The sequence below is a fragment of the Luteimonas saliphila genome (assembly GCF_016774335.1).
Taxonomy (GTDB): domain Bacteria; phylum Pseudomonadota; class Gammaproteobacteria; order Xanthomonadales; family Xanthomonadaceae; genus Luteimonas; species Luteimonas saliphila.
Map to the genome: position 1 here is coordinate 1 of NZ_JAETWA010000006.1, position 25,952 is coordinate 25,952.

A 25,952-nucleotide genomic window follows, 5' to 3' on the forward strand; every position below is an offset into this window, starting at 1 on the left:
ACGCCGCGGCGACCCGCGGCCGAGGCGGTTGCGCAGGCAAGGTTGCCGACCAGGCGGTCGCGCCTGAAGGCGCTCCTACGGTGGCGGGTGAGCCGCAGGCGGCAGACGCCGATATGCAGGAGGGGCTTCGGCCGCGGATGGGCCGCAGCCACCACGTCGCCTCGCCTGCACGGCCTGTTCAATCCACGGCGGCATCGTCCACAATGCGCGCCACCGCCGAGGCCCGCCGCATGTCCCCGCTATTCCGCACCCGCATCAAGTTCTGCGGCATGACCCGGCCGGGCGACGTCCGCCTTGCCGGCGAGCTCGGCGTCGACGCCGTCGGCTTCGTGTTCGCGGCGCCGAGTCCGCGCCGGCTCGAGCCCGACCAGGCGGCCGCGATGCGCGAGGCGCTGGCGCCGATGGTCGACGCGGTGGCCCTGTTCATGGACAACGACGCCGAAGAAGTGCGCCAGGTGGTCGGCGTGGTCCGGCCGTCGCTGCTGCAGTTCCACGGCGACGAGGACGAGGCGTTCTGCCGCACGTTCGGCCTGCCGTACCTGAAGGCGGTGGCGATGGGGGCGGGCGTCGCGCCCGATCCGCTGGCGCTGCACGCGCGCTATCCCTCGGCGGCGGGATTCCTGCTCGACGCCCACGCCCCGGGCGAGGCCGGCGGCACCGGCCGTTCCTTCGACTGGACCCTGGCGCCGCGCGGCCTCACCAAGCCGATCCTCGTTGCCGGCGGACTGACGCCGGACAACGTCCACGATGCGATCCTGGCCACCCGCCCCTGGGGCGTGGACGTGGCCAGCGGCGTGGAAGCGCCGGGCGAGGCGCCCGGCGTCAAGGACGGCGCACGCATGCGCAGGTTCGTCGAGGAAGTCCGGCGCGCGGACTGCGGCTGAGGCTCAGGCGTCGGCGGCAAACTCGACGCGCAACCAGCCGGCGAGCCGTTCGAGCTGCGCGTCCCCGGCGACCGGCGCGCACAGGCACCATTGCGCCCCGGTGTCGATGAAGCCCCAAGGCGCGGCCAGCCGGCCTGCGGCGACGTCCGCCGCGACCAGCGGTTCGGGCGCGATCGCGATGCCGAGGCCAGCCACTGCGGCTTCGAGCAGGTAGTACAAGTGTTCGAAGCCGGTGCCGAACCGGAGCCGCGCGGGATCGAGGCCCTGCCGCCGCGCCCATTGCGGCCAGGCCTGTGGTCGCGAGGCGGTGTGCAGCAGATCTTCCGCCGCCAGCGCCGCGGCCGGTTGACCGGACAGGCGCGCGAACGCGGGGTGGCCAGGATTGAGCACCGGGCCGATACGCTCCGGCGCCAGAGCATGCACGCGCCAGTGCGAAGGCCAGGGCGGCGCCCCGATCAGCAGTGCGGCGTCGAGGCCGGGCAGGGCAGGATCGAATTCGCCCTCGTGCGGCGACAGGTGCAGGTGCAGCCCGGGCAGGTCTGCATGCAGGCGCTCGAGGCGCGGGATCATCCAGCGTGCGAGCAGGCTGCCGGGGCAGCCGATGACGCGGGTGCCGGATGCCGTGCCCCGGCGCAGCGCACGTACGGTCGCCTGCAACTGGTCGAAGGCGGTGCGGGCCGCGTCGCTGAGCCGTTCCCCGGCATCGGTCAGGCGCAGGCCGCGACCCGCGCGCACGAACAGCTCGGTTCCGAGGTCCTCCTGCAGCAATCGCAGCTGGCGGCTGACCGCGCCGTGGGTGACGTGCAGTTCGCTGGCTGCGCGCGCCACGCTGCCCAGCCGCGCGGTCGCCTCGAAGGCGCGCAAGGCATTGAGCGGGGGCAGGCCACGGCTGGGCATCATTGAGTTTTCCTGACATTTTCGTCAGATACTATCGGTTTCCCGTGATGGATACGTGCGTTAAGGTGGATCCATACCTGCCCGGCGCGACGCCCCCATGCATGCCCAGACTCCCCTCGATTTCCACGCCTACCCGGATGCGGCCGGCCACTTCGGCCGCCATGGCGGCCGCTTCGTCGCCGAGACCCTGATCGGGCCGTTGCAGGAACTGGCCGCGGCCTACGACGCCGCGCGCGTCGATCCGGCCTTCGTCGCCGCCTACGACAAGGACCTCAAGCACTACGTCGGCCGGCCGAGCCCGATCTACCACGCCGAGCGATTGAGCCGCGAGGTCGGCGGCGCGCAGATCCTGCTCAAGCGCGAGGACCTCAACCACACCGGCGCGCACAAGGTGAACAACACCATCGGCCAGGCGCTGCTGGCCAGCCGCATGGGCAAGACCCGGATCATCGCCGAGACCGGCGCCGGCCAGCACGGCGTGGCCAGCGCCACCGTGGCCACGCGCCTGGGGCTGGAGTGCGTGGTCTACATGGGTGCGACCGACATCGAGCGCCAGAAGATCAATGTCTACCGCATGAAGCTGCTGGGCGCGACCGTGGTCCCGGTGACCAGCGGTTCGGCCACGCTCAAGGACGCGCTCAACGAGGCGATGCGCGACTGGGTCACCAACGTGCGCGACACCTTCTACATCATCGGTACCGTCGCCGGCCCCGACCCGTACCCGCGGATGGTGCGCGACTTCAATGCGGTGGTCGGCCGCGAGGCGCGCGCGCAGATGCTTGAGGATTACGGCCGCCTGCCCGATGCGATCACCGCCTGCGTCGGCGGCGGCAGCAACGCGATCGGCCTGTTCCATGCCTTCCTCAACGATCCGGGCGTGCGCATCGTCGGCGCCGAGGCGGCGGGCGAGGGCATCGAGACAGGCCGCCACGCGTCCTCGCTGGCGGCCGGCCGCGTCGGCGTACTGCACGGCAACCGCACCTACGTGATCTGCGACGACGACGGCCAGATCACCGAAACGCATTCGATTTCCGCCGGGCTCGACTATCCCGGCGTCGGCCCCGAGCACGCCTTCCTCAAGGACAGCGGCCGCGCCGAGTACGTCGGGGTCACCGACGACGAGGCGCTGGCGGCATTCCACAGGCTCACCCGTACGGAAGGCATCCTGCCGGCGCTTGAATCGAGCCACGCCGTCGCCCAGGCGATCAAGCTGGCGCGCGAACTGCCGAAGGATGCGCTGGTGCTGTGCAACCTTTCCGGCCGCGGCGACAAGGACGTGCACACCATCGCCGCGCGCGAAGGCATCGCGCTGTAGGAGCGGCTTCAGCCGCGACCCGTTCCAGTCCGAATGTCCCGCCGACCGCATCGCGCCTCAAGGCGCTCCTACCCGGATTTCCCGACATGAGCCGTCTCGACAGCAGATTCGCCTCGTTGCGTGGCATGGGCCGCAAGGCCCTGATCCCCTTCGTCACCGCCGGCGATCCTTCGCTGGAATCGACGGTGCCGGTCATGCACGCGCTGGTCGAGGCGGGCGCGGACGTGATCGAACTCGGGGTGCCGTTTTCCGACCCGATGGCCGACGGGCCCACGATCCAGCGCAGCTCGGAACGGGCATTGGCGCGCGGCGCCGGGCTTACCTGGGTGCTGGACGCGGTGCGGGCCTTCCGCGGACGCGATGCGGACACGCCAGTGGTGCTGATGGGCTACCTCAACCCGGTCGAGATCCGCGGCGCGGAGCGCTTCGCGCGGGAGGCGGCGGAGGCGGGCGTGGACGGCGTGCTGCTGGTCGACCTGCCGCCGGAGGAGGCGCCGGAGTTCCGCGACGCGTTCTCCGGACACGGGGTCGACCTGATCCTGCTGGCTTCGCCGACGACCACCGAGGCGCGCCTCGCAACCCTGCTGGCGAACGCACGGGGATACCTCTACTACGTCAGCTTCGCCGGAGTGACGGGCGCCTCCGAACGCCTGGACACGGCCGTGGCGACGGACCACCTAAGGCGGATCCGCGCCGGTGCCGCGGTGCCGGTGGTGGCCGGGTTCGGCATCCGCGACGCGGCCGGCGCGGCGGCGATGGCGGTGGATGCGGACGGCGTGGTGGTCGGCAGCGCACTGGTCTCGGCGCTGGCCGACGCAACCGGGGCCGCCGACGCGGCCGCCTGCGCCCGCAGCTTCCTCGCGCCACTGCGGGCCGCGCTGGACTGATCGCCACGCGCGCCGGCCGGCCGTCGCCCTGCGCAGGCGCGAGCGGCAACGTTCACTTCCGATTCAATGACTTGGACCGCCCGGACGGCCGTTGCGGCATTCGCTGATGCAGCGTCCCCGCGGGAAGCAGAGGTGTGGGGCTGCCGCCGGGGTGCTGCCGGACCTTGCGCTAAACTGCGCGCCTTCCGCGGCGCGACCGCGATCGGACTCGACCCTGGCATGAGCTGGTTGAAGAAACTGATGCCACCGCGCATCCGCACCGACAGCGGCGTGACCCGCAAGCGCAGCGTGCCCGAGGGGCTGTGGGAAAAATGCGAGCGCTGCGCCGCAGTGCTCTATGGTCCCGAACTGGAGGAGAACCTCGAGGTCTGCCCGAAGTGCGGCTTCCATCGCCCGATCCGCGCCCGCGCCCGGCTCAAGGCCTTCCTCGACCCGGGCGTGCTGCACGAGATCGGCGGCGAACTCGGCCCGACCGACGTGCTCAGGTTCCGCGACCAGAAGAAGTACGCCGACCGCATCAAGGCCGCGCAGAAGGCCACCGGCGAGCGCGATGCGTTGATCGTGATGGAAGGCAGGCTGCGGCAGATGCCGATGGTCGCCGCCGCCTTCGACTTCGCCTACATGGGCGGATCGATGGGATCGGTGGTGGGCGAACGCTTCGCCCTCGGCGCCGAGCGCGCGCTGGAGATCGGCTCGGGCTTCGTCTGCTTCTCCGCCAGCGGCGGCGCGCGCATGCAGGAGAGCCTGTTCTCGCTGATGCAGATGGCCAAGACCTCGGCCGCGCTGGGTCGCCTGCGCGCCGCGGGGCTGCCCTACATCTCGGTGATGACCCACCCGACCACCGGCGGCGTCTCGGCCTCGTTCGCGATGCTGGGCGACGTCAACATCGCCGAACCCGACGCGCTGATCGGCTTCGCCGGTCCGCGGGTGATCGAGCAGACCGTGCGCGAGACGTTGCCCGAAGGCTTCCAGCGCTCGGAGTTCCTGCTCGAGCACGGCGCGATCGACCAGATCTGCGACCGTCGCGAATTGCGCAACCGGATCGCGAGCCTGGTGGCGATGATGACCCGGCAGCCGGTGCCGCAGGACGTCGCCGCATGAGCCGGAAATACTTCGGCACCGACGGCATCCGTGGCCGCGTCGGCGAAGGCGCGATCTCGGCCGATTTCGTGCTGCGCCTGGGCAACGCCTACGGCCACGCCCTGCGTGCGGCGGCGGCGGCCGGGCAGGGTGGGGAGTGGCGCAAGCCGCAGGTGATCATCGGCAAGGACACCCGGATCTCGAACTACATGTTCGAGGCGGCGCTGGAGGCCGGGCTGGTGGCGGCGGGCGTGGACGTGCAGTTGATGGGGCCGATGCCGACGCCGGCTGTGGCGCATCTCACCCGCTCGATGCGCGCCGACGGCGGCATCGTGATTTCCGCCTCGCACAATCCGCACTACGACAACGGCATCAAGTTCTTCTCCGCCGACGGCGAGAAGCTCGACGACGCCACCGAGCTGGCGATCGAAGCGTCGCTGGAAACGCCGTTCAGCACGGTATCGTCGGAACAGCTGGGCAAGGCGGTGCGCACGCGCGATGCGGTGGGCCGCTACGTCGAGGCCTGCAAGGGATCGGTCTCCCGCAGTTTCGATCTGGGCGGGATGCGGATCGTGGTCGACTGCGCCAATGGCGCGACCTACCAGATCGGGCCGATGGTGCTGGCCGAGCTCGGCGCGCAGGTCGAGACGATCGGGGTCTCGCCCAACGGCACCAACATCAACGACGGCGTCGGCTCGATGCACCCGGAAGGCCTGGCGGCGCGCGTGCGCGAGACCGACGCCGAACTCGGCATCGCCTTCGACGGCGACGGCGACCGCCTGCTGTTCGTCGACAGCGACGGCACCGTGCGCGACGGCGACGACCTGCTGTACGTGCTCGCGCTGGACTGGCAGGCCAGCGGCCGCCTGCGCGGCCCGGTGGTCGGCACGGTGATGACCAACTACGGCTTCGAGCAGGCGCTGGCGAAGGCCGGGATCGGCTTCCTGCGCACAAAGGTCGGCGATCGCTACGTCCACCAGGCGCTGCTCGAGCATGGCGGCATCCTGGGCGGAGAAGCCTCCGGCCACCTGCTGTGCCTGGACCGCGCCACCACCGGCGACGGCATCATCAGCGCGCTGCAGGTGCTGGAGGTGCTGCGGCGCTGCGGCACCACCCTGCAGCAGGCGCTGGCCGGCGTGCGCAAGTTGCCGCAGAAGACGGTCAACGTGCGCTACGCCAATGGCGCGAAGCCGGCCGAGGCGGAGGGGGTGAAGGCCGCGCTCGCCGTCGCGCAGGCGGCGGTGGAAGGGCGGGGGCGCGCCTTCCTGCGCCCGTCGGGCACCGAGCCGGTGGTGCGGGTCACCGTCGAGGCCGACGACGAGGCCCTGGTGCTGTCCACGCTCGAGACCCTGGCCGGGGCGGTGCGTGCCGCGGCCGAGCGCTGAACCATGCCCTTGATCGGGATCACGGCGGCCCGCGCGTGCGCGTGGCCCAATGTCCCGATCCGCCAGATGTCCCGGAGCCCAAGATGAGTGCGCGTATCCCCACCCTCGACATCCGCCGTTTCGAAGGCGACCGCGACGCCTTCGTCGCCGAACTCGGCGCGGCCTACCGCGAATGGGGCTTCGCCGGCATCAGCCATCACGGCATCCCCCAGGCGCTGATCGACGACGCCTACGCGGCGTTCCGTGCCTTCTACGCACTGCCCGACGAAGTGAAGCGGCGCTACCACGTGCCGGGACAGGGCGGTGCGCGCGGCTATACGCCGTTCGGCATCGAGACCGCGAAGGGTTCGAAGCACTTCGACCTCAAGGAGTTCTACCACATCGGCCGCGAACTGCCGGAGGATTCGAAGTACCAAGACGTGATGCCGCCGAACGTGTGGCCGGAAGAAGTGCCCGGCTTCCGCGAGCATGGCCTGGCGCTGTACAACGCGCTCGACGCGCTGGGCTCGCGCGTGCTTTCGGCGCTGGCGCTGCACATCGGCCTGCCGGCCGACTTCTTCGCGGACAAGACCAATTTCGGCAACTCGATCCTGCGCCCGATCCACTACCCGCCGATCACCGCCGACGACATCCCCAACGTGCGCGCCGGCGCTCACGGCGACATCAACTTCATCACCCTGCTGGTGGGCGCCTCCACCGCGGGCCTGGAAGTCCAGTCGAAGAAGGGCGAGTGGGTGCCGTTCACCTCCGAGGGCGATACCATCGTGGTCAACATCGGCGACATGCTCGAGCGCCTGACCAACCACGTCTATCCCTCGACCATCCATCGCGTGGTCAACCCGCCCGGCGATGCCGCGCGCCAGCCGCGCTATTCGGTGCCGTTCTTCCTGCACCCGAACCCGGACTTCCTGATCGACGTCCTGCCTTCGTGCATCACGCCGGAGAACCCGAGCCGGTATCCCGAGCCGATCACCGCGCACGGATTCCTCGAGCAGCGCCTGCGCGAGATCAAACTGAAGTAGCCGCAGGCGTAACGTCGCTCAACGTCGGACCGGCGCTGCACCAATCGCCTGCATGAGGCTTCTTCTCCCATGGGATCGCCGATGAGAGAGTCCCTGTCAGGGCTCCGGATGGACGCCGCGTCCTGGCGCCCGGGGATCGCTTTCCGCTCGGTCAGGGCCGCTGCGCGGTCCGGCCCGGCGCAGCGCGCCGTGCGTTCGCGCGGATGCGCGGCATGCCGCGCAAGCGATCCGCGCTCACCCTGCCCTGACTCGCGCGCAAAACATCCATGTTTTGCTTGCCGCGATCCCCAGGCGGCAGGACGCGGCTCACCGTTGTTCTGGCCGCGATGGCCCGGTGGCCATTTCCTTTGAAGTCACGCCAATGATAGGCCGATGGGCGTTCCGGGTCGGGGGTTGCGGAAAGCAGCGCGGGGATGCGCTGCTGCGGCGAGTCAGCCATGGATGGCTGACCGAGCCGAGTAGCAATCCCCGACCCGGAACGCCCCCGGTCGTAAGCCCGGGTCCGAACCCCGACAACTTTGCCAGACGCCCTCGCTGAGAAAAAAAAAGGGAGCGGGCCGCTGGCCCGCCCCCTTCCTCAACGGTGGCTCGCGATCAGCAACCGGCGACGTTGCAAAGCGGCACGATGTTGGCGCTGCTGAAGCGCGGGCCGACGTAGCTGTTGCCGAAGTCGCCGATGTGCGGACCGCTGACCACGCCGTTGACGTGGTTGCCGCCGTGCGAGTTGGGCGTGTAGTTGCGCAACCAGCCGCCGCCGCTGCTGCCGTAGGTCATGTCGCAGCCCTGCACCAGCACGTCGGTGCCCTCCCAGCTCGAGCTGTAGCTCTGGCCTGCGCAGATGTGGGTGTACTGGGTGCTGAGGTTGCTCGCGTAGCCATGCGAGTAGATCGATTGCGAGTAGTCCCAGTCCCAGCTGCGTCCCAGCCAGCCGACGTAGTTGGTCACCGGTTGCCCGGTGGTGGCTTCCCCGGCCAGCCTGATCACGGCCACGTCCCAGCGCCTGCCGCCGTTGTTGATCCACTCGTTGAGCACCGTCGCCGACTGCCAGCCGTAGCGTCCGTACGGCGCGACGCCATAGCGGTCCGCCGGCACGAACACGAAGTTCCGGTTGAAGCCCTGGCCCCGGGTATAGACGCAGTGCGCGGCGGTGACGAGCACCGAGTTGCCGCTGGCCACGTTCGCCGTGCAGTACGAGCTGCCGCCACTGGGAGTGGTGAAATACAGCTTGCCGATCTTGTTCCAGGGTGCCGCCGTCCACTGGAAGGTGTAGTAGTTGCCGGGATAGCGGATGTAAGGATGGTGCGCGCCGTCTTTCTCGCCGCCGTCCTTCGCGCCCTGGAGGGCGTCGTCGTCCTGCATCGCCTCGATCTTGCGCCAGGCGTCGCCGAACTGCTGGCGGGCCAGGTACTCGGCGAAGGGCAGCGCCGCGCCGCCAGCGGCCGAGGTATCCAGGTATGGGCGGCGCGGCGCCGGCAGCGCGCTTTCCGGTGCCCCCTTGGGTGCGGCCGTGTCGCCCTCCGGCCATGCCAGCGGCGTGGCCGCGGCACGTTGCCTTTCCGTGGCGAATGGATGCGCGGAGGCGCCTGAGGGGATCTTCTGCTGCGCGCCCCCCGGTGCGGTCAGCACGGTGACGTCGCCTTCGGGGGTGCGCACCACCTTCTCGGACGCCTGCGTGGAGGTCGCTGCCAATGCGCCGAGAACGATCGCGGAGAAGGCGCCGGTACGAAGCGCTGCGCAGGTACGGTTGCTTGCGATGTTGGAACGGAGTGTCATTGCATGTGTACTCTTGCCGTGGGTCGTCGCGGCGGGAATTCGCCGCGACGGGACAGGCAGTACGACCCCTGCGATCCGCCGGGTGGCGGAGACGATGTCGTTGGCGGGAGCGGCGCGCGAATCGCGCCTTGCCGTCGTGTCCGTGGTTCCCTCGCGACCCCTTCCGGCGATGGGAACGTCGATCTCCGTGCTGCGTGTCCAGTGCTACCAACGCCCGTCGCGAGGGCGCGCGGACAGCGCGACGCGTGTCCTACACGCGAATCAGGGTTTTCCTACAGGGCGAGCGCGTCCGGACCGTGGACAACGCGGTTCAATCGATGCTGCGGATGCGCGCGGAATTGCGCGCCATCCGCCGCAACACGAAGCGGTCCGGCAGATGCTTGCTCGCGAAGCGCAGCAGCTTGTAGGCCGCGCCCGGCACCACCAGGACCTGGCCGCGCTCGACCGCATCGATCCCGGCGCGGGCAACGTCCTCCGCTTCCAGCCACATCCACTTCGGCAGCCTGGACATCATCGCGCGCGTGCCGGTGACGTCGTGGAACTCCGACCGGGTGAATCCCGGGCACAGCGCGGTAGCGTGCACGCCGGCATCGGCGTTTTCCAGCGCCAGCGATTCGGTGAACCTGAGCATGAACGCCTTCGCCGGTGCGTACAGCGTCTGCCCGTCCGCCGACGGCACCAGCGCGGCGAACGAGGCGACGTTGAGGATGCGGCCATTGCCACAGGCGCGCAGCGCCGGCAGCAGGCGCCAGGTCAGCTCCGAGACCGCACCGACCATCACCTGCAGGAAAGCGGCGTGGGTCGGCCAGTCGCTCCGCAGGTAGCGGCCGGGCACGCCGTAGCCGGCGTTGTTGACGAGCACGCGCAGCGGCACGCCGAGCGCCGAGACGTCGTCGGCCAGCCGCTGCGGCGCGGCAGGGTCGGCGAGGTCGGCGGCGACCACGTGTACATCGACCCGGCCGCCGAGTTCGTCCGCGAGCGCCTGCAGCCGGTCCGTGCGCCTGGCGGTCAGGATCAACGGCACCCCGCGCCGCGCGTACTCGCGGGCGATCGCCGCGCCGATGCCGCTGGAGGCGCCGGTGACGAGGGCGTGGCCGCTTGCCTGGGGCATGGGAGTCCTTCGGTCGTTCTGGCGATCGGCTATCCTGTGCGGCATCGCACGCAACGGGGCCGGTCATGCGCCGCAAGATCGTAGCCGGAAACTGGAAGCTGTACGGGACCCGCGAATTCGCGACGTCGCTGATGAACGCCGTGGTGGTGGAGCTGCCGCTGCCGGGTGTGGATGTCGTGGTGCTGCCGCCGCTGCCCTACCTCGGGGACCTGATCGAGGACTTCGAGGGCCATCCGGTGGCCTTCGGCGCGCAGGACGTCAGCCACAACGAGGAGGGTGCGTACACCGGCGAGGTGTCGGCGCGGATGCTGCTCGACGTGGGTGCACGCTACGGCCTGGTCGGGCACTCCGAACGCCGCCAGCACCATGCCGAGGACAGCGAGCTGGTCGCGAAGAAGTTCCTCGCGGCGTCCAATGCCGGGCTGGTCCCGATCCTGTGCCTGGGTGAGACCCTGGACGACAGGGAGTCGGGGCGGACCGAAGCGGTGATCGCCTCGCAGCTGCAGCCGGTGCTGCACCTGGCGGGCGTGGCGCGTTTCGCCGGGGCGGTGGTGGCCTACGAACCGGTCTGGGCGATCGGCACCGGCCGGACCGCGAGTCCGGAGCAGGCGCAGGAGGTGCACGCCTTCATCCGTGGCCAGGTCGCGGCGCAGGATGCTAGAATTGGCGATTCGCTGCCGATCCTGTACGGCGGCAGCGTCAAGCCGGCCAATGCCGCCGAACTGTTCGCCCAGGCGGACATCGACGGCGGACTGATCGGCGGCGCCTCGCTGGTAGCGGCGGATTTCCTCGCCATCGCCCGCGCGGCCGCCCGCTGAGCGGCCGGTCCAAGAAGACATCCCGAGTATGCCGCAATGCTGCTGTTGACCCTCAACATCCTGTTCGTCCTGGTCGCGATCGCAATGATCGCCCTGATCCTCATGCAGCGCGGCGCCGGCGCATCGGCCGGCTCGGGCTTCGGCGGCGGCGCTTCCGCCACGGTGTTCGGCGCGCGCGGTTCCGCCAATTTCCTCAGCAAGGCCACCAAATGGCTGGCGATCGCGTTCTTCGCGATCACCCTGTTCATGGCGTGGTACGCGACGCGCCAGGCGGTCGATCCGGCCGCGGACGCCGATCTCGGCGTGATGTCGCAGGTGCCGGCGGCGCCGGCCGCCCCGGGCGCCGTGAGCGTACCCGCCGCGCCTGCCGCCACGTCGAGCGTCCCCACCGCGCCGGACGTGCAGCCGTCGGCCACGCAGGCGCAGGATTCGACCGTGCCTGCTGCGCCTGCGGAATCGGCGCCGGTGGCGGAAGACGCCGACCCGCCTGCGCAAACGCAGTAGGAAGGCTTACAATTGCTGCAATGCCGCGGCGGTCTTCGCGGCAGCTTGAATTTGCCCAGGTGGCGGAATTGGTAGACGCACTACCTTGAGGTGGTAGCGGCTTCGGTCGTGGGGGTTCGAGTCCCCCCTTGGGCACCACTCATCGATTGCGCGCGTTCCGGCGCGCCGAGCAACGGCCGCGGCGACGCGGCAAGTAGCCGAGAGAACAACGCGTGCTGGCCGAATACCTGCCGACCCTGCTGTTCCTGATCGTGGCCACCGGTATCGGCATCGCGTTGCTGATCATCGGCAACCTGCTGGGACCCAAGCGGCCCTCGCCGGAAAAGCTGTCGCCGTACGAATGCGGCTTCTCCGCGTTCGAGGACGCGCGCATGCAGTTCGACGTGCGCTACTACCTGATCGCGATCCAGTTCATCATCTTCGACCTGGAGATCATCTTCATCGTGCCGTGGGCCACGGTATTCCGCGAGCTCGGGCCGCTCGGCCTGGTGGAGATGGGCATCTTCGCGGGCATGCTGCTGCTCGGATTCATCTACGTGTGGAAGAAGGGAGCGCTGGAATGGGAGTGATCCAGGCGATCCGCGGCCTCGCGGATTCGGCCAGCAACCCGCTGCCCGAGGGCCGGCTCGACGACATCCTGCGTCCCGAGGGCGAGAATCCGCTGCTCGAGCGCGGCTTCGTCACCACAAGCTCCGACGTGCTGCTCAACTGGGCACGCACCGGCTCGATGTGGCCGATGACCTTCGGCCTGGCCTGCTGCGCGGTGGAAATGATGCACGCCGGCGCGGCGCGCCTGGACCTCGACCGCTACGGCGTGGTGTTCCGCCCGTCGCCGCGCCAGTCCGACGTGATGATCGTGGCAGGCACCCTGGTCAACAAGATGGCGCCGGCGCTGCGCAAGGTCTACGACCAGATGCCCAGCCCGAAGTGGGTCATCTCGATGGGCAGCTGCGCCAACGGCGGCGGCTACTACCATTATTCCTACGCGGTGGTGCGCGGCTGCGACCGCATCGTGCCGGTCGACGTCTACGTCCCCGGCTGCCCGCCCACCGCCGAGGCGCTGGTCTACGGCATCCTGCAGCTGCAGAAGAAGATCCGCCGCGCCAGCAACTTCGGCGACGACAAGACGGGGCTGCGCGAATGAGCGAGCCGTTGTCCGCGTTCGTCGAGCGCCTGCGCGCGCGCTTCCCCGATGGCGTGGTCTCCGTGGCGATGCCGCGGGGCGAAGTCGGCATCGTCACCTCCGGCGACTGGCTGGAGGCCTGCGCAGCGCTGCGCGACGAGTTCGGCTTCGAGTCTCTGGTCGACCTGTGCGGCGCCGATTACCTGGGCTACGGCGCCGACGAATGGGACACCGACGCTTCCTCGGAAGGCTTCAGCCGCGGCGTCGAGGGGCGCGGGCCTGGGCGCTTCGGCTTCGGCGAGGCGACGACGCAGCAACTGGCGCAGCCCGACGGTATCGGCGCGATCCCGGTGCCGCAGCGCCGCTTCGCCGCCGTCGCGCAACTGCTGTCGGTCCAGCACAACCGCCGGGTGCGCGTGACCTGTTTCGCGCCCAGCGACGACCTGCCGGTGGTCTCGTCGCTGACCGGCCTGTGGCCGGTCGCCAACTGGTTCGAGCGCGAAGCGTTCGACCTGTTCGGCATCATCTTCCAGGGCCATCCCGACCTGCGCCGGATCCTGACCGACTACGGTTTCATCGGCCACCCGTTCCGCAAGGACTTCCCCCTGATCGGCAACGTCGAGGTCCGCTACGACGCCGAGAAGAAGCGCGTGATCTACGAGCCGGTGACCTCGGTCGAGCCGCGCGTCAACGTGCCGCGCGTGATCCGCGACGATGCGCGTTACCAGACCGCGGTCGGCGAACAGATGGCGCGGCGTACCGGAGACGCGAAGTGAGCGCCGTTCCGCATGTCCCCGTGCCGCAGTCGAGCGAAGGCTTCGCCAGCAGCGCTGCCGAGGGCCGCCAGGAGATCCGCAACTACACCCTGAACTTCGGCCCGCAGCACCCGGCCGCGCACGGCGTGCTGCGCCTGATCCTGGAGATGGACGGCGAGACCGTGGTCCGCGCCGATCCGCACATCGGCCTGCTGCACCGCGGCACCGAGAAGCTGGCCGAGTCCAAGCCGTTCAACCAGTCGATCGGCTACATGGACCGGCTCGACTACGTGTCGATGATGTGCAACGAGCACGCCTACGTGCTCGGAATCGAGACCCTGATGGGGATCGAGGCGCCGGAGCGCGCGCAGTACATCCGCACGCTGTTCGACGAGATCACCCGCATCCTCAACCACCTGATGTGGATCGGTTCGAACGCGCTCGACCTGGGCGCGATGGCGGTGTTCCTGTACGCGTTCCGCGAGCGCGAGGAACTGATGGATGTCTACGAGGCGGTGTCGGGTGCGCGCATGCACGCGACCTACTACCGTCCCGGCGGCGTCTACCGCGACCTGCCGGACCGCATGCCGCAGTACCGCGAGTCGCCGTGGCGCAAGGGCGACAAGCTCAAGCGCTTCAACGCCTGGCGCGAAGGTTCGATGCTCGACTATCTGGAAGCGTTCGCGAAGGACTTCCCGGCGCGCATCGACGAGTACGAGACGCTGCTGACCGACAACCGGATCTGGAAGCAGCGCACGGTCGGCATCGGCGTGATCCCGCCGGAGCAGGCGCTGGCCTGGGGCATGACCGGGCCGATGCTGCGCGGCTCGGGTGTGGCCTGGGACCTGCGAAAGAAGCAGCCCTACGCGAAGTACGACGCGGTCGATTTCGACATCCCGGTCGGCGTCAACGGCGACTGCTACGACCGTTACCTGGTGCGCGTGGCCGAGATGCGCCAGTCCACCCGGATCGTCGAGCAGTGCGTGCGCTGGCTGCGCGCGAATCCCGGCCCGGTGATGATCGACAACTACAAGGTCGCGCCTCCCTCCCGCGAGGAGATGAAGGACGACATGGAAGCGCTGATCCACCACTTCAAGCTGTTCACCGAGGGCTACTGCGTGCCCGCCGGCGAGACCTACTGCGCGGTCGAGGCGCCGAAGGGCGAGTTCGGCTGCTACCTGGTCAGCGACGGCGCAAACAAGCCGTTCCGAGTGCACCTGCGCGCGCCCGGATTCGCCCACCTGTCGTCGATGGACGAGATCGTGAAGGGCCACATGCTGGCCGACGTGGTGGCGATGATCGGCACCTACGACATCGTGTTCGGCGAGATCGATCGATGAAGCAGGGAATCGGGAATCGGGAATCGGGGATGGCAGGAGCGGAGTCGACGCGCAGCCGGACCGTGCTCGTCCTGCGCGATTCGCTGGCCGCCAGGCAGAACCTGGTGGTTTCCGCGTCCCGCTCTTTGGCTATTCGATTCCCCATTCCCCATTCCCCATTCCCGGCTCCACCCGCATGAAAGCCACCGGCAACTTCGAGAATGCGCGCAACGTCGACCCGATGGTCGTGCTGAGCGATGCCACGCGTTCGCACATCGACCACTGGCTGGCGAAATTCCCGCCGGACCGCAAGCGCTCGGCCGTGCTGCAGGGTCTGCATGCGGCGCAGGAGCAGAACGGCGGCTGGCTGAGCGACGAGTTGATCGCGGGCGTCGCGAAGTATCTGGACCTGCCGCCGGTGTGGGCCTACGAGGTGGCGACCTTCTATTCGATGTTCGAGACCGAGCGGGTGGGGCGCAACAACGTCGCCTTCTGCACCAACATCAGTTGCTGGCTCAACGGCGCCGAGGAGATGGTCGCGCACGCCGAGAAGAAGCTCGGCTGCAAGCTGGGCGAGTCCACCGCCGACGGCCGCGTCTACCTCAAGCGCGAGGAAGAATGCGTCGCCGCCTGCTGCGGCGCGCCGGTGGTCGTGATCAACGGGCACTACCACGAAAAGCTCACGCCCGAGCGTGTGGACGAGCTGCTGGACGGGCTGAAGTGATGGCCGGACATTCGCATTATTCGGAAGGCTACGGCCCCGTCGGCCCCGCGCCGAAGGAGCACCAGGTCGTCTACACCACGCTGCATTTCGACAAGCCGTGGTCGTACGAGAACTACCTCAAGACCGGCGGCTACAGCGCGCTGCGCAGGATCCTCGAAGAGAAGATCGCGCCCGCGGACGTGATCGAGATGGTCAAGCAGTCCGGCCTGCGCGGCCGCGGCGGCGCGGGCTTCCCCACGGGCCTGAAATGGAGCTTCATGCCCAAGGGCGAGATGCAGAAGTACATCCTCTGCAACTCCGACGAATCCGAGCCCGGCACCGCCAAGGACCGCGACATCCTGCGCTACAACCCGCACGCGGTGATCGAGGGCATGGCGATCGCCTGCTACGCGACCGGTGCCAGCGTGGGCTACAACTACCTGCGCGGCGAGTTCCACCACGAGCCGTTCGAGCACCTCGAGGAAGCCACGCGCGAGGCTTACGCCAACGGCTGGCTGGGCAGGGACATCCTCGGCTCGGGCATCGACATCGACCTGTACAACGCGCTCGGCGCCGGCGCCTACATCTGCGGCGAAGAGACCGCGCTGATGGAGTCGCTGGAGGGAAAGAAAGGCCAGCCGCGGTTCAAGCCGCCGTTCCCGGCCAATTTCGGCCTGTACGGCAGGCCGACCACGATCAACAACACCGAGACCTTCGCCTCGGTGCCGGCGATCGTGCGCAACGGCGCCGAGTGGTTCCTCAATCTCGGCAAGCCCAACAACGGTGGTTGCAAGATCTTCTCGGTATCCGGGCATGTGACCAGGCCCGGCAACTACGAGCTGCGCCTGGGCACGCCATTCGCGGAACTGCTGGAGATCGCCGGCGGTCTGCGCCCGGGGCGCAAGCTCAAGGGCGTGATCCCGGGCGGTTCGTCGATGCCGGTGTTGCCGGCGGAAACGATCATGGGCCTGACCATGGACTACGACGCGCTGCAGAAGGCCGGTTCCGGACTGGGCTCCGCGGCGGTGATCGTGATGGACGACAGCACGTGCATGGTCCGCGCGTGCCAGCGCATCGCGCGCTTCTACTTCAAGGAAAGCTGCGGCCAGTGCACGCCGTGCCGCGAGGGCACCGGCTGGATGTACCGGATGCTGACCCGCATCGCGAACATGGAGGCCACGCTCGACGACCTGCACATGCTGCGTGCGGCCGCGGGCCAGATCGAGGGCCACACCATCTGCGCGTTCGGCGAGGCCGCGGCGTGGCCGGTGCAGGGTTTCCTGCGCCATTTCTGGCATGAGTTCGAGTACGCCATCGTGAACAGGCGCTTCTACGTCGACGACGCGCTGGCCGGCACCCTGGTCCAGGCCGAGCAGGTGGCCGCGTGAGCGCACAGCCCGTCAACCCGAACCTGCCGCCGGACCACGTCACCGTCTTCATCGACGGCGTGGAGCTGGCCGCCCCCAAGGGCTCGATGATCATCCATGCCGCCGACAAGGCCGGCATCCCGATCCCGCGCTTCTGCTACCACGACAAGCTGTCGATCGCCGCCAACTGCCGGATGTGCCTGGTCGACACCGAGGTCGGCGGGCGGTCCGCGCCGAAGCCCTCGCCGGCCTGCGCCACGCCGGTGATGGACGGGCTGAAGGTCTTCACGCGCAACGAGAAGGCGCTCAAGGCGCAGCGCAACGTGATGGAGTTCCTGCTGATCAACCATCCGCTCGACTGCCCGATCTGCGACCAGGGCGGCGAGTGCGAACTGCAGGACCTCTCGCTCGGCTACGGCCGCTCGGTGAGCCGTTTCGTCGAGCGCAAGCGCGTGATCGCCGACGAGGACATGGGACCGCTGGTCGCGACCGAGATGACGCGCTGCATCCAGTGCACGCGCTGCGTCCGGTTCACCGCGGAGATCGCCGGCACCTACGAGCTGGGCGGGATGCAGCGCGGCGAGAACCTGCAGATCGGCACCTACGACGGCAAGCCGCTGACCACCGAGCTGTCCGGCAACGTGATCGACGTGTGTCCGGTGGGCGCGCTGACCAACAAGGTGTTCCGCTTCCGCGCGCGCCCGTGGGAACTGATCGCGAAGGAATCCCTGGGCTTCCACGACGCGCTCGGCAGCAACCTGTTCCTCCACCTGCGCCGCGGCGACGTGATGCGCGCGGTGCCGCGAGACAACGAGGCGGTCAACGAGTGCTGGCTGTCGGACCGCGACCGCTATTCGCACCAGGGCCTGTACGCCGACGATCGCGCCGTGCAGCCGCTGGTGCGCGTGGCGTCCAACGGCGACGAAGGCGACTGGCGCGAAGCGACGTGGGACGAGGCGCTGGCGAAGGCCGCGCAGATCCTGCGCGACAACGCCGCCGACAACCTCGGCGTGCTGGTGCATCCGGCGACCTCGAACGAGGAGGGCGCGCTGCTGGCAAGGCTCGCCGAGGGCCTGGGGACCGGCAACCTCGATCACCGCATCGCCCAGCGCGACCTGTCCGACGGCGCGGTGGCCGAACCCTTCGCGGTGCCGGCAGCGGAGATCGAACTGGCCGACGCGATCGTGATCGTGGGCTGCAACCTGCGCCACGAGGTGCCTCTGCTGCACCAGCGCGTGCGCAAGGCGTTCCTGCGCGGGGCGAAGGTGCACGTGGTCGGCCCGGTCGATTTCGAGTTCGCGTTCGACATCGCCTCGAAGGCGATCGTCGCGCCGTCGCAGGTGCCCGCCGCGCTCGGCTCCGCGGAACTGGCGGAGGCGGTGAAGGGCGCGGAACGCATCGCCGTGATCGTGGGCGCCGTCGCCGAGAACGGCATGCATGCCGCTGCGATCCGTGCGGCTGCTGCCGACTTCGCCCGTACCGCCAACGCGTCGCTGTGCCGGATCCCGCAGGGCGCGAACGCGGTCGGCCTGGCGCGCCATGGCGTGCTGCCTTCCGCACTCGATGCAGGCGCGATGCTGGCGCAGCCGCGCAGCGCGTACGTGCTCTACGGCATCGAACCGGGCCTCGACTTCGCGGACCAGGCCGCCGCGCTCAAGGCGCTGGGCGGGGCGCAGGTGGTGACGTTCAGCCATTTCGCCTGCCAGTCGACGCGTCGCGTCGCCGACGTGATCCTGCCGATCGCGACGCTGTTCGAGAACGATGCGACGCTCACCAACCTCGATGGCCGCGACCAGCGTGCGGTTGCCGCCGGCAAGCTCCCCGGCGCGGCCCGACAGGGCTGGACGGTGTTGCGTGCGCTCGCGGCCGCCCTCGACCTGCCGAACTTCGCGTTCACCGACCTTGCCGGCCTGCGCAGCGGGTTGCAGACGACGCAACCGGCTGCTCCGCGCGGCGGGGCTGCCCCCGCGTCTTCGGGCGAAGGATTCGAACTGGCGGTCTCGCAGGCGATCTACCGTGTCGATGGGCTCACGCGGCGCGCGCAGGCGCTGCAGGCGCATCCGCTCAACGTCGGTCCGCGCATCAGCCTGCATCCGGGCGACGCGCTTGCGGCGAAACTGGAAAACGGCGCGATGGCGAAGGTCGTCAACGCCGCCGGCACCGCGACGTTGCAGGTCAACGTCAGCGAGGCCGTCGCCCCGGGCTGCGCCTGGATCGAATCCGGCCATGGCGCGACCGCGGCACTGGGTGCCGGCAACGTCACGGTGGTGGCCGCATGAGCGCGACCAATACCGCCACGCTGCTCTCGGGCTGGACCGCGCCGCTGCACGACTGGCTGTTGTCGCTGGGCGCGATCGGCGTGATCGTGTGGATCGTGCTCAAGGTACTCGCGATCGCGGTGCCGGTGATCCTCGCGGTCGCGTTCTACGTGGTCTGGGAGCGCAAGCTGATCGGCTGGATGCACGTGCGCCACGGGCCGATGTACGTGGGCTGGGGAGTGCTGCAGGCCTTCGCCGACGTGTTCAAGCTGCTGTTCAAGGAAGTCATCCAGCCGACCAACGCGCAGAAGGCGCTGTACATCCTGGCGCCGCTGCTCACGCTGGCGCCCGCGTTCGCGGCCTGGGCGGTGGTGCCGTTCGATGCGCAGCTGGTGCTGTCCAACGCGAATGCGGGACTGCTCTACCTGCTGGCGATGACTTCGCTGGGCGTGTACGGCATCATCCTGGCGGGCTGGGCGTCGAACTCGAAGTACGCCTTCCTCGGCGCGATGCGTTCGGCCGCGCAGGTGGTCAGCTACGAGATCGCGATGGGCTTCGCCCTGGTGGGCGTGATGGTCGGCGCGGGCAGCCTGAACCTGTCGCAGATCGTGATGGCGCAGTCGGGCGATGCCGGCCTGTTCGAATGGTTCTGGTTGCCGATGCTGCCGCTGTTCGTCGTCTACTTCATCTCCGGCGTTGCCGAGACCAACCGCGCGCCGTTCGACGTGGTCGAGGGCGAGTCCGAGATCGTCGCCGGCCACATGGTCGAGTATTCGGGCTCGGCGTTCGCGCTGTTTTTCCTGGCCGAGTACGCGAACATGATCCTGGTCAGCTTCCTGACCCCGATCTTCTTCCTCGGCGGCTGGCTCTCGCCGATCCCGGCGGCCTGGATCCCGGACATCCCCGTGCTGGGCGTGGTCCTGGGCGACGGCTGGTGGTGGCTGTTCGCGAAGGTGTTCTTCTTCGCCAGCTGTTTCATCTGGTTCCGCGCCTCGTTCCCGCGCTACCGCTACGACCAGATCATGCGGCTGGGCTGGAAGGTGTTCATCCCGCTGAGCATCGGCTGGATCGTGGTGGTGGCGTTGATGGCGTATTTCGGCGTGTTCGAGGCGGGCGTCTGATGGACAAGCTGGTTTCCTGGTTCCGTAGCCTGCTGCTGCTCGAGCTGCTCGGCGGCCTGTGGCTGACGCTGAAGTACCTGTTCCGTCCCAAGTACACGCTGATGTACCCGATGGAGAAGACGCCGCAATCGCCGCGCTTCCGCGGCCTGCACGCGCTGCGCCGCTATCCGAACGGCGAGGAGCGCTGCATCGCCTGCAAGCTGTGCGAGGCGGTGTGCCCCGCGCTGGCGATCACCATCGATTCGGAACCGCGCGAGGACGGCACCCGCCGCACCACGCGCTACGACATCGACCTGTTCAAGTGCATCTACTGCGGCTTCTGCGAGGAATCGTGCCCGGTGGACTCGATCGTCGAGACCCACGTGCACGAATACCACTTCGAGAACCGGGGCGAGAACATTCTCACCAAGCCCAAGCTGCTGGCGATCGGCGACCGGCTCGAGGCCGAGATCGCCGAGCGCCGCGCCGCCGACGCCGCCTTCCGATAAGCGACCGACCATGGATTTCGCCCTTCTCGCCTTCCTCGCCTTCGCCGCCGTGGCCGTCGCCTCGGCCGGTGCGGTGATCAGCGTCAGGAACCCGGTGCATGCCGCGCTGTTCCTGGTGCTGACCTTCTTCACCGTGGCCTGCACCTGGATCCTCGCCGGGGCCGAATTCCTGGGGGTGGCGCTGATCCTGGTCTATGTCGGCGCGGTGATGGTGCTGTTCCTGTTCGTGGTGATGATGCTCGACATCGACGTCGTGCCGTTGCGCGAGGGGTACGTGCGCTACCTCCCGGTGGGATTGCTGGTGGCGGTGGTGATGCTGGTCGAGATGCTCACCCTGATCGGGGTCAGGGGGCGGTTTGCGCCGTTCGGCGCCGACCCGGTCGATGCCGCGGGGGTGAACAACGTCAGCTGGATCGCGCGCCGCCTGTTCACCGAGTTCCTGCTGCCGTTCGAGGTCGCCGCCCTGATCCTGACCGTGGCCGTCATCGCCGCGGTCACCCTGACCCTGCGCCGTCGCCCGGGCACCAAGCACCAGAACCCGGGCGAGCAGTCGCGGGTGCAGGCGAAGGACCGTTTCCGCATGGTCAGCATGCCCGCCGAGAAGCGGCCCGATGCTTCCGCGCAGGACGCCGTTATGGGCGAGGGAGAAGCCAAATGACCGAATTCTTCGGCCAGGGCCTGGCCCTGGGCCACTACCTCGCGCTGGGCGCCGCGCTGTTCTGCATCAGCGTCGCCGGCATCTTCCTCAACCGCAAGAACGTCATCATCCTGCTGATGTCGATCGAGTTGATGCTGCTCGCGGTCAACATCAACTTCATCGCGTTCTCGCGCCATTTCGGCGACGAGGCGGGGCAGATCTTCGTGTTCTTCATCCTGACCGTCGCCGCGGCCGAGGCCGCGATCGGTCTGGCGATCCTGGTCACGCTGTTCCGCAACCGGCGCACGATCAACGTCGCCGAAATCGATTCGCTGAAGGGGTGAGCCGCAGCGCTTGCGAGCCACCGGCTCGCGCTGCGGCGAACGCCCGGCCATGGATGGCCGGGCAGGGTCTCCCCGGGCCCAACGCGGTACCGCCATGGATGGCTGCGGTGCAAACGTGATGCAACGCAGCGCTTGCGAGCCACCGGCTCGCGCTGCGGCGAACGCCCGGCCAAGGATGGCCGGGCCGGGTTTCTCCGGAGCCCGTGCGGTACCGCCATGGATGGCGAAGGAAACACCGAGGCGCGGGGACGAGCCACCGGCTCGCGCCGCGGCGAGCGCCCGGCCATGGGTGGCCGGGCCGGGCTCTCCGGAGCCCATGCTGCATCGCCATGGACGGCAACAATGAAGGCTGGTACGACCTGGACACTGGACGAGAAATGGCGATATCGACGACCCACCTGCTGATCATCGTGCTGGCACCACTGCTGGGCGCGATCGTGGCCGGGTTCTTCGGCCGCCAGATCGGGCGTGCGGGCGCGCACTGGGTCACGATCCTCGGCGTCGCGCTCAGCTGCGCGCTGTCGTCGTACGTGCTGTACCAGCTGGTCGGGCAGGGCGCGGCGCCGTTCAACGAGAACGTCTACACGTTCTTCGAGGTCGGCAACTACTCCGCGCATATCGGATTCATGATCGACAAGTTGACCGCGATGATGATGGTCGTGGTGACCTTCGTGTCGCTGCTGGTGCACGTCTACACCATCGGCTACATGGCCGAGGATCCCGGCTACCAGCGTTTCTTCAGCTACATCAGCCTGTTCACCTTCTCCATGCTGATGCTGGTGATGGGCAACAACTTCCTCCAGCTGTTCTTCGGCTGGGAAGCGGTGGGCCTGGTGTCCTACCTGCTGATCGGCTTCTGGTTCAAGCGGCCGAGCGCGGTGTTCGCCAACCTCAAGGCGTTCCTGGTCAACCGCGTGGGCGACTTCGGCTTCCTGCTCGGCATCGCCGCGGTGCTGTACTGGTTCGGCACGCTCGACTACGCCACCGTGTTCGCCAACGCCGGCGACGTGCTCGACGGGCGCACGGTGGAGATCCTCGCCGGCCACGAGTGGTCGGTCGCCACGCTGATCTGCATCTGCCTGTTCATCGGGGCGATGGGCAAGTCCGCGCAGGTTCCGCTGCATGTCTGGCTGCCCGACTCCATGGAGGGCCCGACCCCGATCTCGGCGCTGATCCATGCGGCGACGATGGTCACCGCGGGCATCTTCATGGTCGCGCGCATGTCGCCGATCTTCGAGCTGAGCGTGACCGCACTCAACTTCGTGCTGTTCATCGGCGCCACCACTGCGTTCTTCACCGGCCTGATCGGCATGGTGCAGAACGACATCAAGCGCGTGGTCGCCTATTCGACCCTGTCGCAGCTGGGCTACATGACGGTGGCGCTGGGCTTGTCCGCGTACTCCGCGGCCGTCTACCACCTGATGACGCACGCCTTCTTCAAGGCGTTGCTGTTCCTGGCCGCCGGCAGCGTGATCATCGGCATGCACCACGAGCAGGACATGCGCAAGATGGGTGGCCTGCGCAAGTACATGCCCATCACCTTCTGGACCAGCGTGATCGGCACCCTGGCCCTGGTCGGCACGCCGTTCTTCAGCGGCTTCTACTCGAAGGACTCGATCATCGAGGCGGCGAAGTTCGGTGTCGAGCGTGGCGGCTGGATCGGGACCTACGCCTACTGGGCGGTGCTGCTGGGCGCATTCGTGACCTCGTTCTACAGCTTCCGCCTGCTGTACCTGACCTACTTCGGCGAGGAGCGTTTCCGCCACGCGACGCCTTCGCATCCGCACGCGACGCACGACGAGCATGGGCAGGAAACACGCCACGAGCCGCTGCACGAGGACGGTCACGGCCACCATGCCGATGATCCGCATCACGGCGCGCACGAGCCGCACGAGTCGCCCTGGGTGGTGACGCTGCCGCTGATCCTGCTGGCGATCCCGTCGATCGCGGTCGGTTTCTTCACCGTCGGCCCGATGCTGTTCGGCACCGACTGGAGCGGTCATCGCGAGACCGCCCCGTTCTTCGCCGGTGCGATCGAGGTGCTGTCGGGCAACGATGTCATGGCGCGGCTCAAGGAAGAGCTCTGGCACGGCCCTGTCGCGTTCGCGCTGCACGGATTCGTCGCCCCGGCGTTCTGGCTGGTGCTGGCCGGATTCCTGCTCGCGACGCTGATGTACCTGTGGAAGCCGCAGCTGCCGGCGAAGGTCGCGCACGTGCTGCGCCTGCCGATCCGCGTGCTCGAGAACAAGTACGGCATGGACGACCTCTGGATCAAGGGCTTCGCCGGCGGCGGGCTGCTGCTCGGCCGCGGTTCTCGCGAGGTCGACGGCAGGCTGATCGACGGGCTGTTCGTCAACGGCGCCGCGCGGCTGGTCGATTTCACAGCCGGCCTCGTCCGCCGCATGCAGACCGGTTACCTCTACCACTACGCGTTCGCGATGATCGTCGGCCTGATCGTGCTGCTGGCCGTCCTGATCCGCCTCTGGACCTGATCCCGTGCAGAACTGGCCCCTCCTGAGTCTCCTGATCTGGTTGCCGATCCTCGGCGGCGCCGCCGTTCTCGCCCTTGGCGACAGACGCGCGCACCTCGCACGCTGGGTGTCGCTGGCGATCGCCGTGCTCGTGTTCCTGCTGAGCCTGCCGTTGTTCACGGGCTTCGACTATGCGGCCACGGCCATGCAGTTCGTCGAGCGCCGGGCGTGGATCCCGGCCTACGACATCCAGTACCACCTCGGCGTGGACGGCATCTCGGTCGCGCTCATCATCCTGACCACGCTGACCACGAGCCTGGTGCTGGTCGGCGCCTGGACCGCGATCGACCGTCGCGTGAACCAGTACTACGCGGCGATGCTGATCCTGGAAGGGCTGATGGTCGGCGTGTTCTCGGCCGTGGACGCATTGCTGTTCTACGTGTTCTTCGAGGGCATGCTGATCCCGATGTTCATCATCATCGGCGTCTGGGGCGGCCCGCGCCGGGTGTACGCGTCGATCAAGTTCTTTCTCTACACCTTCCTCGGCTCGGTGTTCATGCTGGTCGGGCTGGTGTATCTGTACCTCAAGGCCGGCAGCTGGCAGCTTCCCGACCTGTACGCGCTGCCGTTGAGCGTGAGCGAACAGATGTGGCTGTTCTTCGCCTTCCTCGCGGCGTTCGCGGTCAAGGTGCCGATGTTCCCGGTGCATACGTGGTTGCCGGACGCGCACGTGGAGGCGCCCACCGGAGGCTCGGTGATCCTGGCTGCGATCATGCTCAAGATCGGCGGCTACGGTTTCCTGCGCTTCAGCCTGCCGATCACACCGGACGCAGGCCACGAATGGGCCTGGCTGGTGATCGCGCTGTCGCTGATCGCAGTTGTCTACGTCGGTCTGGTCGCGCTGGCACAGGAGGACATGAAGAAGCTGATCGCTTACTCGTCCGTGTCGCACATGGGCTTCGTCACGCTGGGCACGTTCATCGCCTTCGCGTTGATGCGGGACGTTCCCGGCGGCGAGGATGCGGCACGGCTCGGCCTGCAGGGCGCGATGGTGCAGATGATCTCGCACGGCTTCATCTCCGGCGCGATGTTCTCCTGCGTGGGCGTGCTCTACGACCGCATGCACACGCGGCAGATCCGCGACTACGGCGGCGTCGCCAACGTGATGCCGTGGTTCACCTTCTTCATGGTGCTGTTCGCGATGGCCAACGCCGGCCTGCCGGGCACGTCCGGCTTCGTCGGCGAGTTCATGGTGATCCTGGCCAGCTTCCAGCACCATCCGCTGATCGCCTTCGCGGCGGCGCTGACGCTGATCATCGGCGCTGCGTACACGCTGTGGCTGGTCAAGCGGGTCATGTTCGGCGAGGTGGCCAACGCCCATGTCGCCGAGCTGCAGGATATCAACTACCGCGAGTGGATCGTGCTCGGCGTGTTCGCTGCCGGCACGCTGCTGATCGGCGTGTATCCCAAGCCGCTGACCGACCTGATGGAGCCGGCCATCGCGCAGCTGGCCGGCCAGCTCGCTGCGAGCAAGCTGTGAGCAGGGATGGGCAGGCCGCGAGATGCGGGCCGCATGAAAGCGTGCATGCGGACGCGCGCATCGCGGCGCACGGCGACAGGACGGTGCCGGCGGCGATCGCATGCGGCGCCAGGCGTGGAAGTGCAGTGTTACGAGCATGGGCGGTCCGCG

25 protein-coding genes and 1 tRNA gene are annotated in these 25,952 nt (G+C 68.5%); 22 read left to right on the forward strand and 4 right to left on the reverse strand.

What is annotated here, in order from left to right; all coding sequences use genetic code 11:
• Positions 1 to 230: 230 nt before the first annotated feature.
• The gene (locus JMO03_RS00230; RefSeq protein WP_202839045.1) at positions 231 to 884 is read left to right on the forward strand and encodes a phosphoribosylanthranilate isomerase; all 654 of its coding nucleotides are present in this window, start codon (positions 231 to 233) and stop codon (positions 882 to 884) included.
• A gap of 3 nt (positions 885 to 887) precedes the next feature.
• Here JMO03_RS00230 and JMO03_RS00235 read toward each other — a convergent pair whose 3' ends face one another.
• On the reverse strand, positions 888 to 1,784 hold the full coding sequence (locus tag JMO03_RS00235) for a LysR family transcriptional regulator (protein WP_425491748.1): 897 nt from the start codon (positions 1,782 to 1,784) through the stop codon (positions 888 to 890).
• A 94-nt stretch (positions 1,785 to 1,878) separates the two neighbouring features.
• Here JMO03_RS00235 and trpB point away from each other — a divergent pair, with 94 nt between their 5' ends.
• The 5 genes from trpB to JMO03_RS00260 all read left to right on the forward strand — a co-directional run bounded on the left by trpB (position 1,879) and on the right by JMO03_RS00260 (position 7,470).
• Positions 1,879 to 3,096, forward strand: coding sequence for a tryptophan synthase subunit beta (gene trpB / locus JMO03_RS00240; protein WP_202839047.1), 1,218 nt, complete (start codon positions 1,879 to 1,881; stop codon positions 3,094 to 3,096).
• 86 nt (positions 3,097 to 3,182) lie between these two features.
• Positions 3,183 to 3,983: a tryptophan synthase subunit alpha gene (trpA, locus tag JMO03_RS00245; protein WP_202839049.1), complete on the forward strand. Its 801-nt coding sequence runs from the start codon at positions 3,183 to 3,185 to the stop codon at positions 3,981 to 3,983.
• 219 nt (positions 3,984 to 4,202) lie between these two features.
• Entirely contained in the window at positions 4,203 to 5,084 is an 882-nt protein-coding gene (gene accD, locus JMO03_RS00250; RefSeq protein WP_202839051.1) for an acetyl-CoA carboxylase, carboxyltransferase subunit beta, read from the forward strand.
• Entirely contained in the window at positions 5,081 to 6,448 is a 1,368-nt protein-coding gene (gene glmM / locus JMO03_RS00255) for a phosphoglucosamine mutase (RefSeq protein WP_202839053.1), read from the forward strand. The genes accD and glmM overlap by 4 nt, the downstream gene beginning before the upstream one ends.
• 83 nt (positions 6,449 to 6,531) lie before the next feature.
• Positions 6,532 to 7,470, forward strand: a complete 939-nt coding sequence (locus JMO03_RS00260) for an isopenicillin N synthase family dioxygenase (protein ID WP_202839055.1) — start codon at positions 6,532 to 6,534, stop codon at positions 7,468 to 7,470.
• A gap of 151 nt (positions 7,471 to 7,621) precedes the next feature.
• Here JMO03_RS00260 and JMO03_RS00265 read toward each other — a convergent pair whose 3' ends face one another.
• The 3 genes from JMO03_RS00265 to JMO03_RS00275 form a co-directional block, all read right to left on the reverse strand.
• Complete coding sequence (locus JMO03_RS00265; RefSeq protein ID WP_202839057.1) at positions 7,622 to 7,909, reverse strand: hypothetical protein; 288 nt, start codon at positions 7,907 to 7,909, stop codon at positions 7,622 to 7,624.
• Positions 7,910 to 8,064: 155 nt separating this feature from the next.
• Complete coding sequence (locus JMO03_RS00270) at positions 8,065 to 9,243, reverse strand: trypsin-like peptidase domain-containing protein (RefSeq protein WP_202839059.1); 1,179 nt, start codon at positions 9,241 to 9,243, stop codon at positions 8,065 to 8,067.
• A 310-nt stretch (positions 9,244 to 9,553) separates the two neighbouring features.
• The gene (locus tag JMO03_RS00275) at positions 9,554 to 10,354 is read right to left on the reverse strand and encodes an SDR family NAD(P)-dependent oxidoreductase (protein WP_202839061.1); all 801 of its coding nucleotides are present in this window, start codon (positions 10,352 to 10,354) and stop codon (positions 9,554 to 9,556) included.
• A 65-nt stretch (positions 10,355 to 10,419) separates the two neighbouring features.
• On the opposite strand from JMO03_RS00275, the gene tpiA reads away from it, so the two are divergent.
• The 16 genes from tpiA to JMO03_RS00355 all read left to right on the forward strand — a co-directional run bounded on the left by tpiA (position 10,420) and on the right by JMO03_RS00355 (position 25,802).
• Complete coding sequence (tpiA, locus tag JMO03_RS00280; RefSeq protein WP_202839063.1) at positions 10,420 to 11,172, forward strand: triose-phosphate isomerase; 753 nt, start codon at positions 10,420 to 10,422, stop codon at positions 11,170 to 11,172.
• A gap of 36 nt (positions 11,173 to 11,208) precedes the next feature.
• Positions 11,209 to 11,676, forward strand: coding sequence for a preprotein translocase subunit SecG (gene secG / locus JMO03_RS00285; RefSeq protein ID WP_202839065.1), 468 nt, complete (start codon positions 11,209 to 11,211; stop codon positions 11,674 to 11,676).
• A gap of 53 nt (positions 11,677 to 11,729) precedes the next feature.
• A tRNA-Leu gene (locus JMO03_RS00290) sits at positions 11,730 to 11,814 on the forward strand.
• Between the two features lie 74 nt (positions 11,815 to 11,888).
• Positions 11,889 to 12,245, forward strand: coding sequence for an NADH-quinone oxidoreductase subunit A (locus JMO03_RS00295; RefSeq protein WP_202839067.1), 357 nt, complete (start codon positions 11,889 to 11,891; stop codon positions 12,243 to 12,245).
• On the forward strand, positions 12,236 to 12,820 hold the full coding sequence (locus tag JMO03_RS00300) for a NuoB/complex I 20 kDa subunit family protein (RefSeq protein WP_202839069.1): 585 nt from the start codon (positions 12,236 to 12,238) through the stop codon (positions 12,818 to 12,820). The genes JMO03_RS00295 and JMO03_RS00300 overlap by 10 nt, the downstream gene beginning before the upstream one ends.
• The gene (locus JMO03_RS00305) at positions 12,817 to 13,575 is read left to right on the forward strand and encodes an NADH-quinone oxidoreductase subunit C (RefSeq protein ID WP_202839071.1); all 759 of its coding nucleotides are present in this window, start codon (positions 12,817 to 12,819) and stop codon (positions 13,573 to 13,575) included. The genes JMO03_RS00300 and JMO03_RS00305 overlap by 4 nt, the downstream gene beginning before the upstream one ends.
• A 20-nt stretch (positions 13,576 to 13,595) precedes the next feature.
• Entirely contained in the window at positions 13,596 to 14,894 is a 1,299-nt protein-coding gene (locus JMO03_RS00310; protein ID WP_202839174.1) for an NADH-quinone oxidoreductase subunit D, read from the forward strand.
• Between the two features lie 175 nt (positions 14,895 to 15,069).
• Positions 15,070 to 15,597 (forward strand): NADH-quinone oxidoreductase subunit NuoE, encoded by a 528-nt coding sequence (gene nuoE, locus JMO03_RS00315; RefSeq protein WP_202839073.1) that lies wholly within the window; start codon positions 15,070 to 15,072, stop codon positions 15,595 to 15,597.
• The gene (gene nuoF / locus JMO03_RS00320) at positions 15,597 to 16,964 is read left to right on the forward strand and encodes an NADH-quinone oxidoreductase subunit NuoF (protein WP_202839075.1); all 1,368 of its coding nucleotides are present in this window, start codon (positions 15,597 to 15,599) and stop codon (positions 16,962 to 16,964) included. The genes nuoE and nuoF overlap by 1 nt, the downstream gene beginning before the upstream one ends.
• Positions 16,961 to 19,222, forward strand: coding sequence for an NADH-quinone oxidoreductase subunit NuoG (gene nuoG, locus JMO03_RS00325; protein WP_202839077.1), 2,262 nt, complete (start codon positions 16,961 to 16,963; stop codon positions 19,220 to 19,222). The genes nuoF and nuoG overlap by 4 nt, the downstream gene beginning before the upstream one ends.
• Positions 19,219 to 20,322, forward strand: a complete 1,104-nt coding sequence (gene nuoH, locus JMO03_RS00330; protein ID WP_202839079.1) for an NADH-quinone oxidoreductase subunit NuoH — start codon at positions 19,219 to 19,221, stop codon at positions 20,320 to 20,322. Before nuoG ends, nuoH begins: the two co-directional genes overlap by 4 nt.
• Positions 20,322 to 20,810 carry an NADH-quinone oxidoreductase subunit NuoI gene (gene nuoI / locus JMO03_RS00335; protein ID WP_202839081.1) on the forward strand — a complete coding sequence of 163 codons (489 nt, stop codon included), beginning with the start codon at positions 20,322 to 20,324 and terminating at the stop codon, positions 20,808 to 20,810. The genes nuoH and nuoI overlap by 1 nt, the downstream gene beginning before the upstream one ends.
• A gap of 10 nt (positions 20,811 to 20,820) precedes the next feature.
• Positions 20,821 to 21,468, forward strand: coding sequence for an NADH-quinone oxidoreductase subunit J (locus JMO03_RS00340; RefSeq protein WP_202839083.1), 648 nt, complete (start codon positions 20,821 to 20,823; stop codon positions 21,466 to 21,468).
• Complete coding sequence (gene nuoK / locus JMO03_RS00345; RefSeq protein WP_202839085.1) at positions 21,465 to 21,791, forward strand: NADH-quinone oxidoreductase subunit NuoK; 327 nt, start codon at positions 21,465 to 21,467, stop codon at positions 21,789 to 21,791. Before JMO03_RS00340 ends, nuoK begins: the two co-directional genes overlap by 4 nt.
• A gap of 377 nt (positions 21,792 to 22,168) precedes the next feature.
• Positions 22,169 to 24,283 carry an NADH-quinone oxidoreductase subunit L gene (gene nuoL, locus JMO03_RS00350; RefSeq protein WP_202839176.1) on the forward strand — a complete coding sequence of 705 codons (2,115 nt, stop codon included), beginning with the start codon at positions 22,169 to 22,171 and terminating at the stop codon, positions 24,281 to 24,283.
• Between the two features lie 4 nt (positions 24,284 to 24,287).
• Positions 24,288 to 25,802 (forward strand): NADH-quinone oxidoreductase subunit M, encoded by a 1,515-nt coding sequence (locus JMO03_RS00355; protein ID WP_202839087.1) that lies wholly within the window; start codon positions 24,288 to 24,290, stop codon positions 25,800 to 25,802.
• Positions 25,803 to 25,952: the final 150 nt, after the last annotated feature.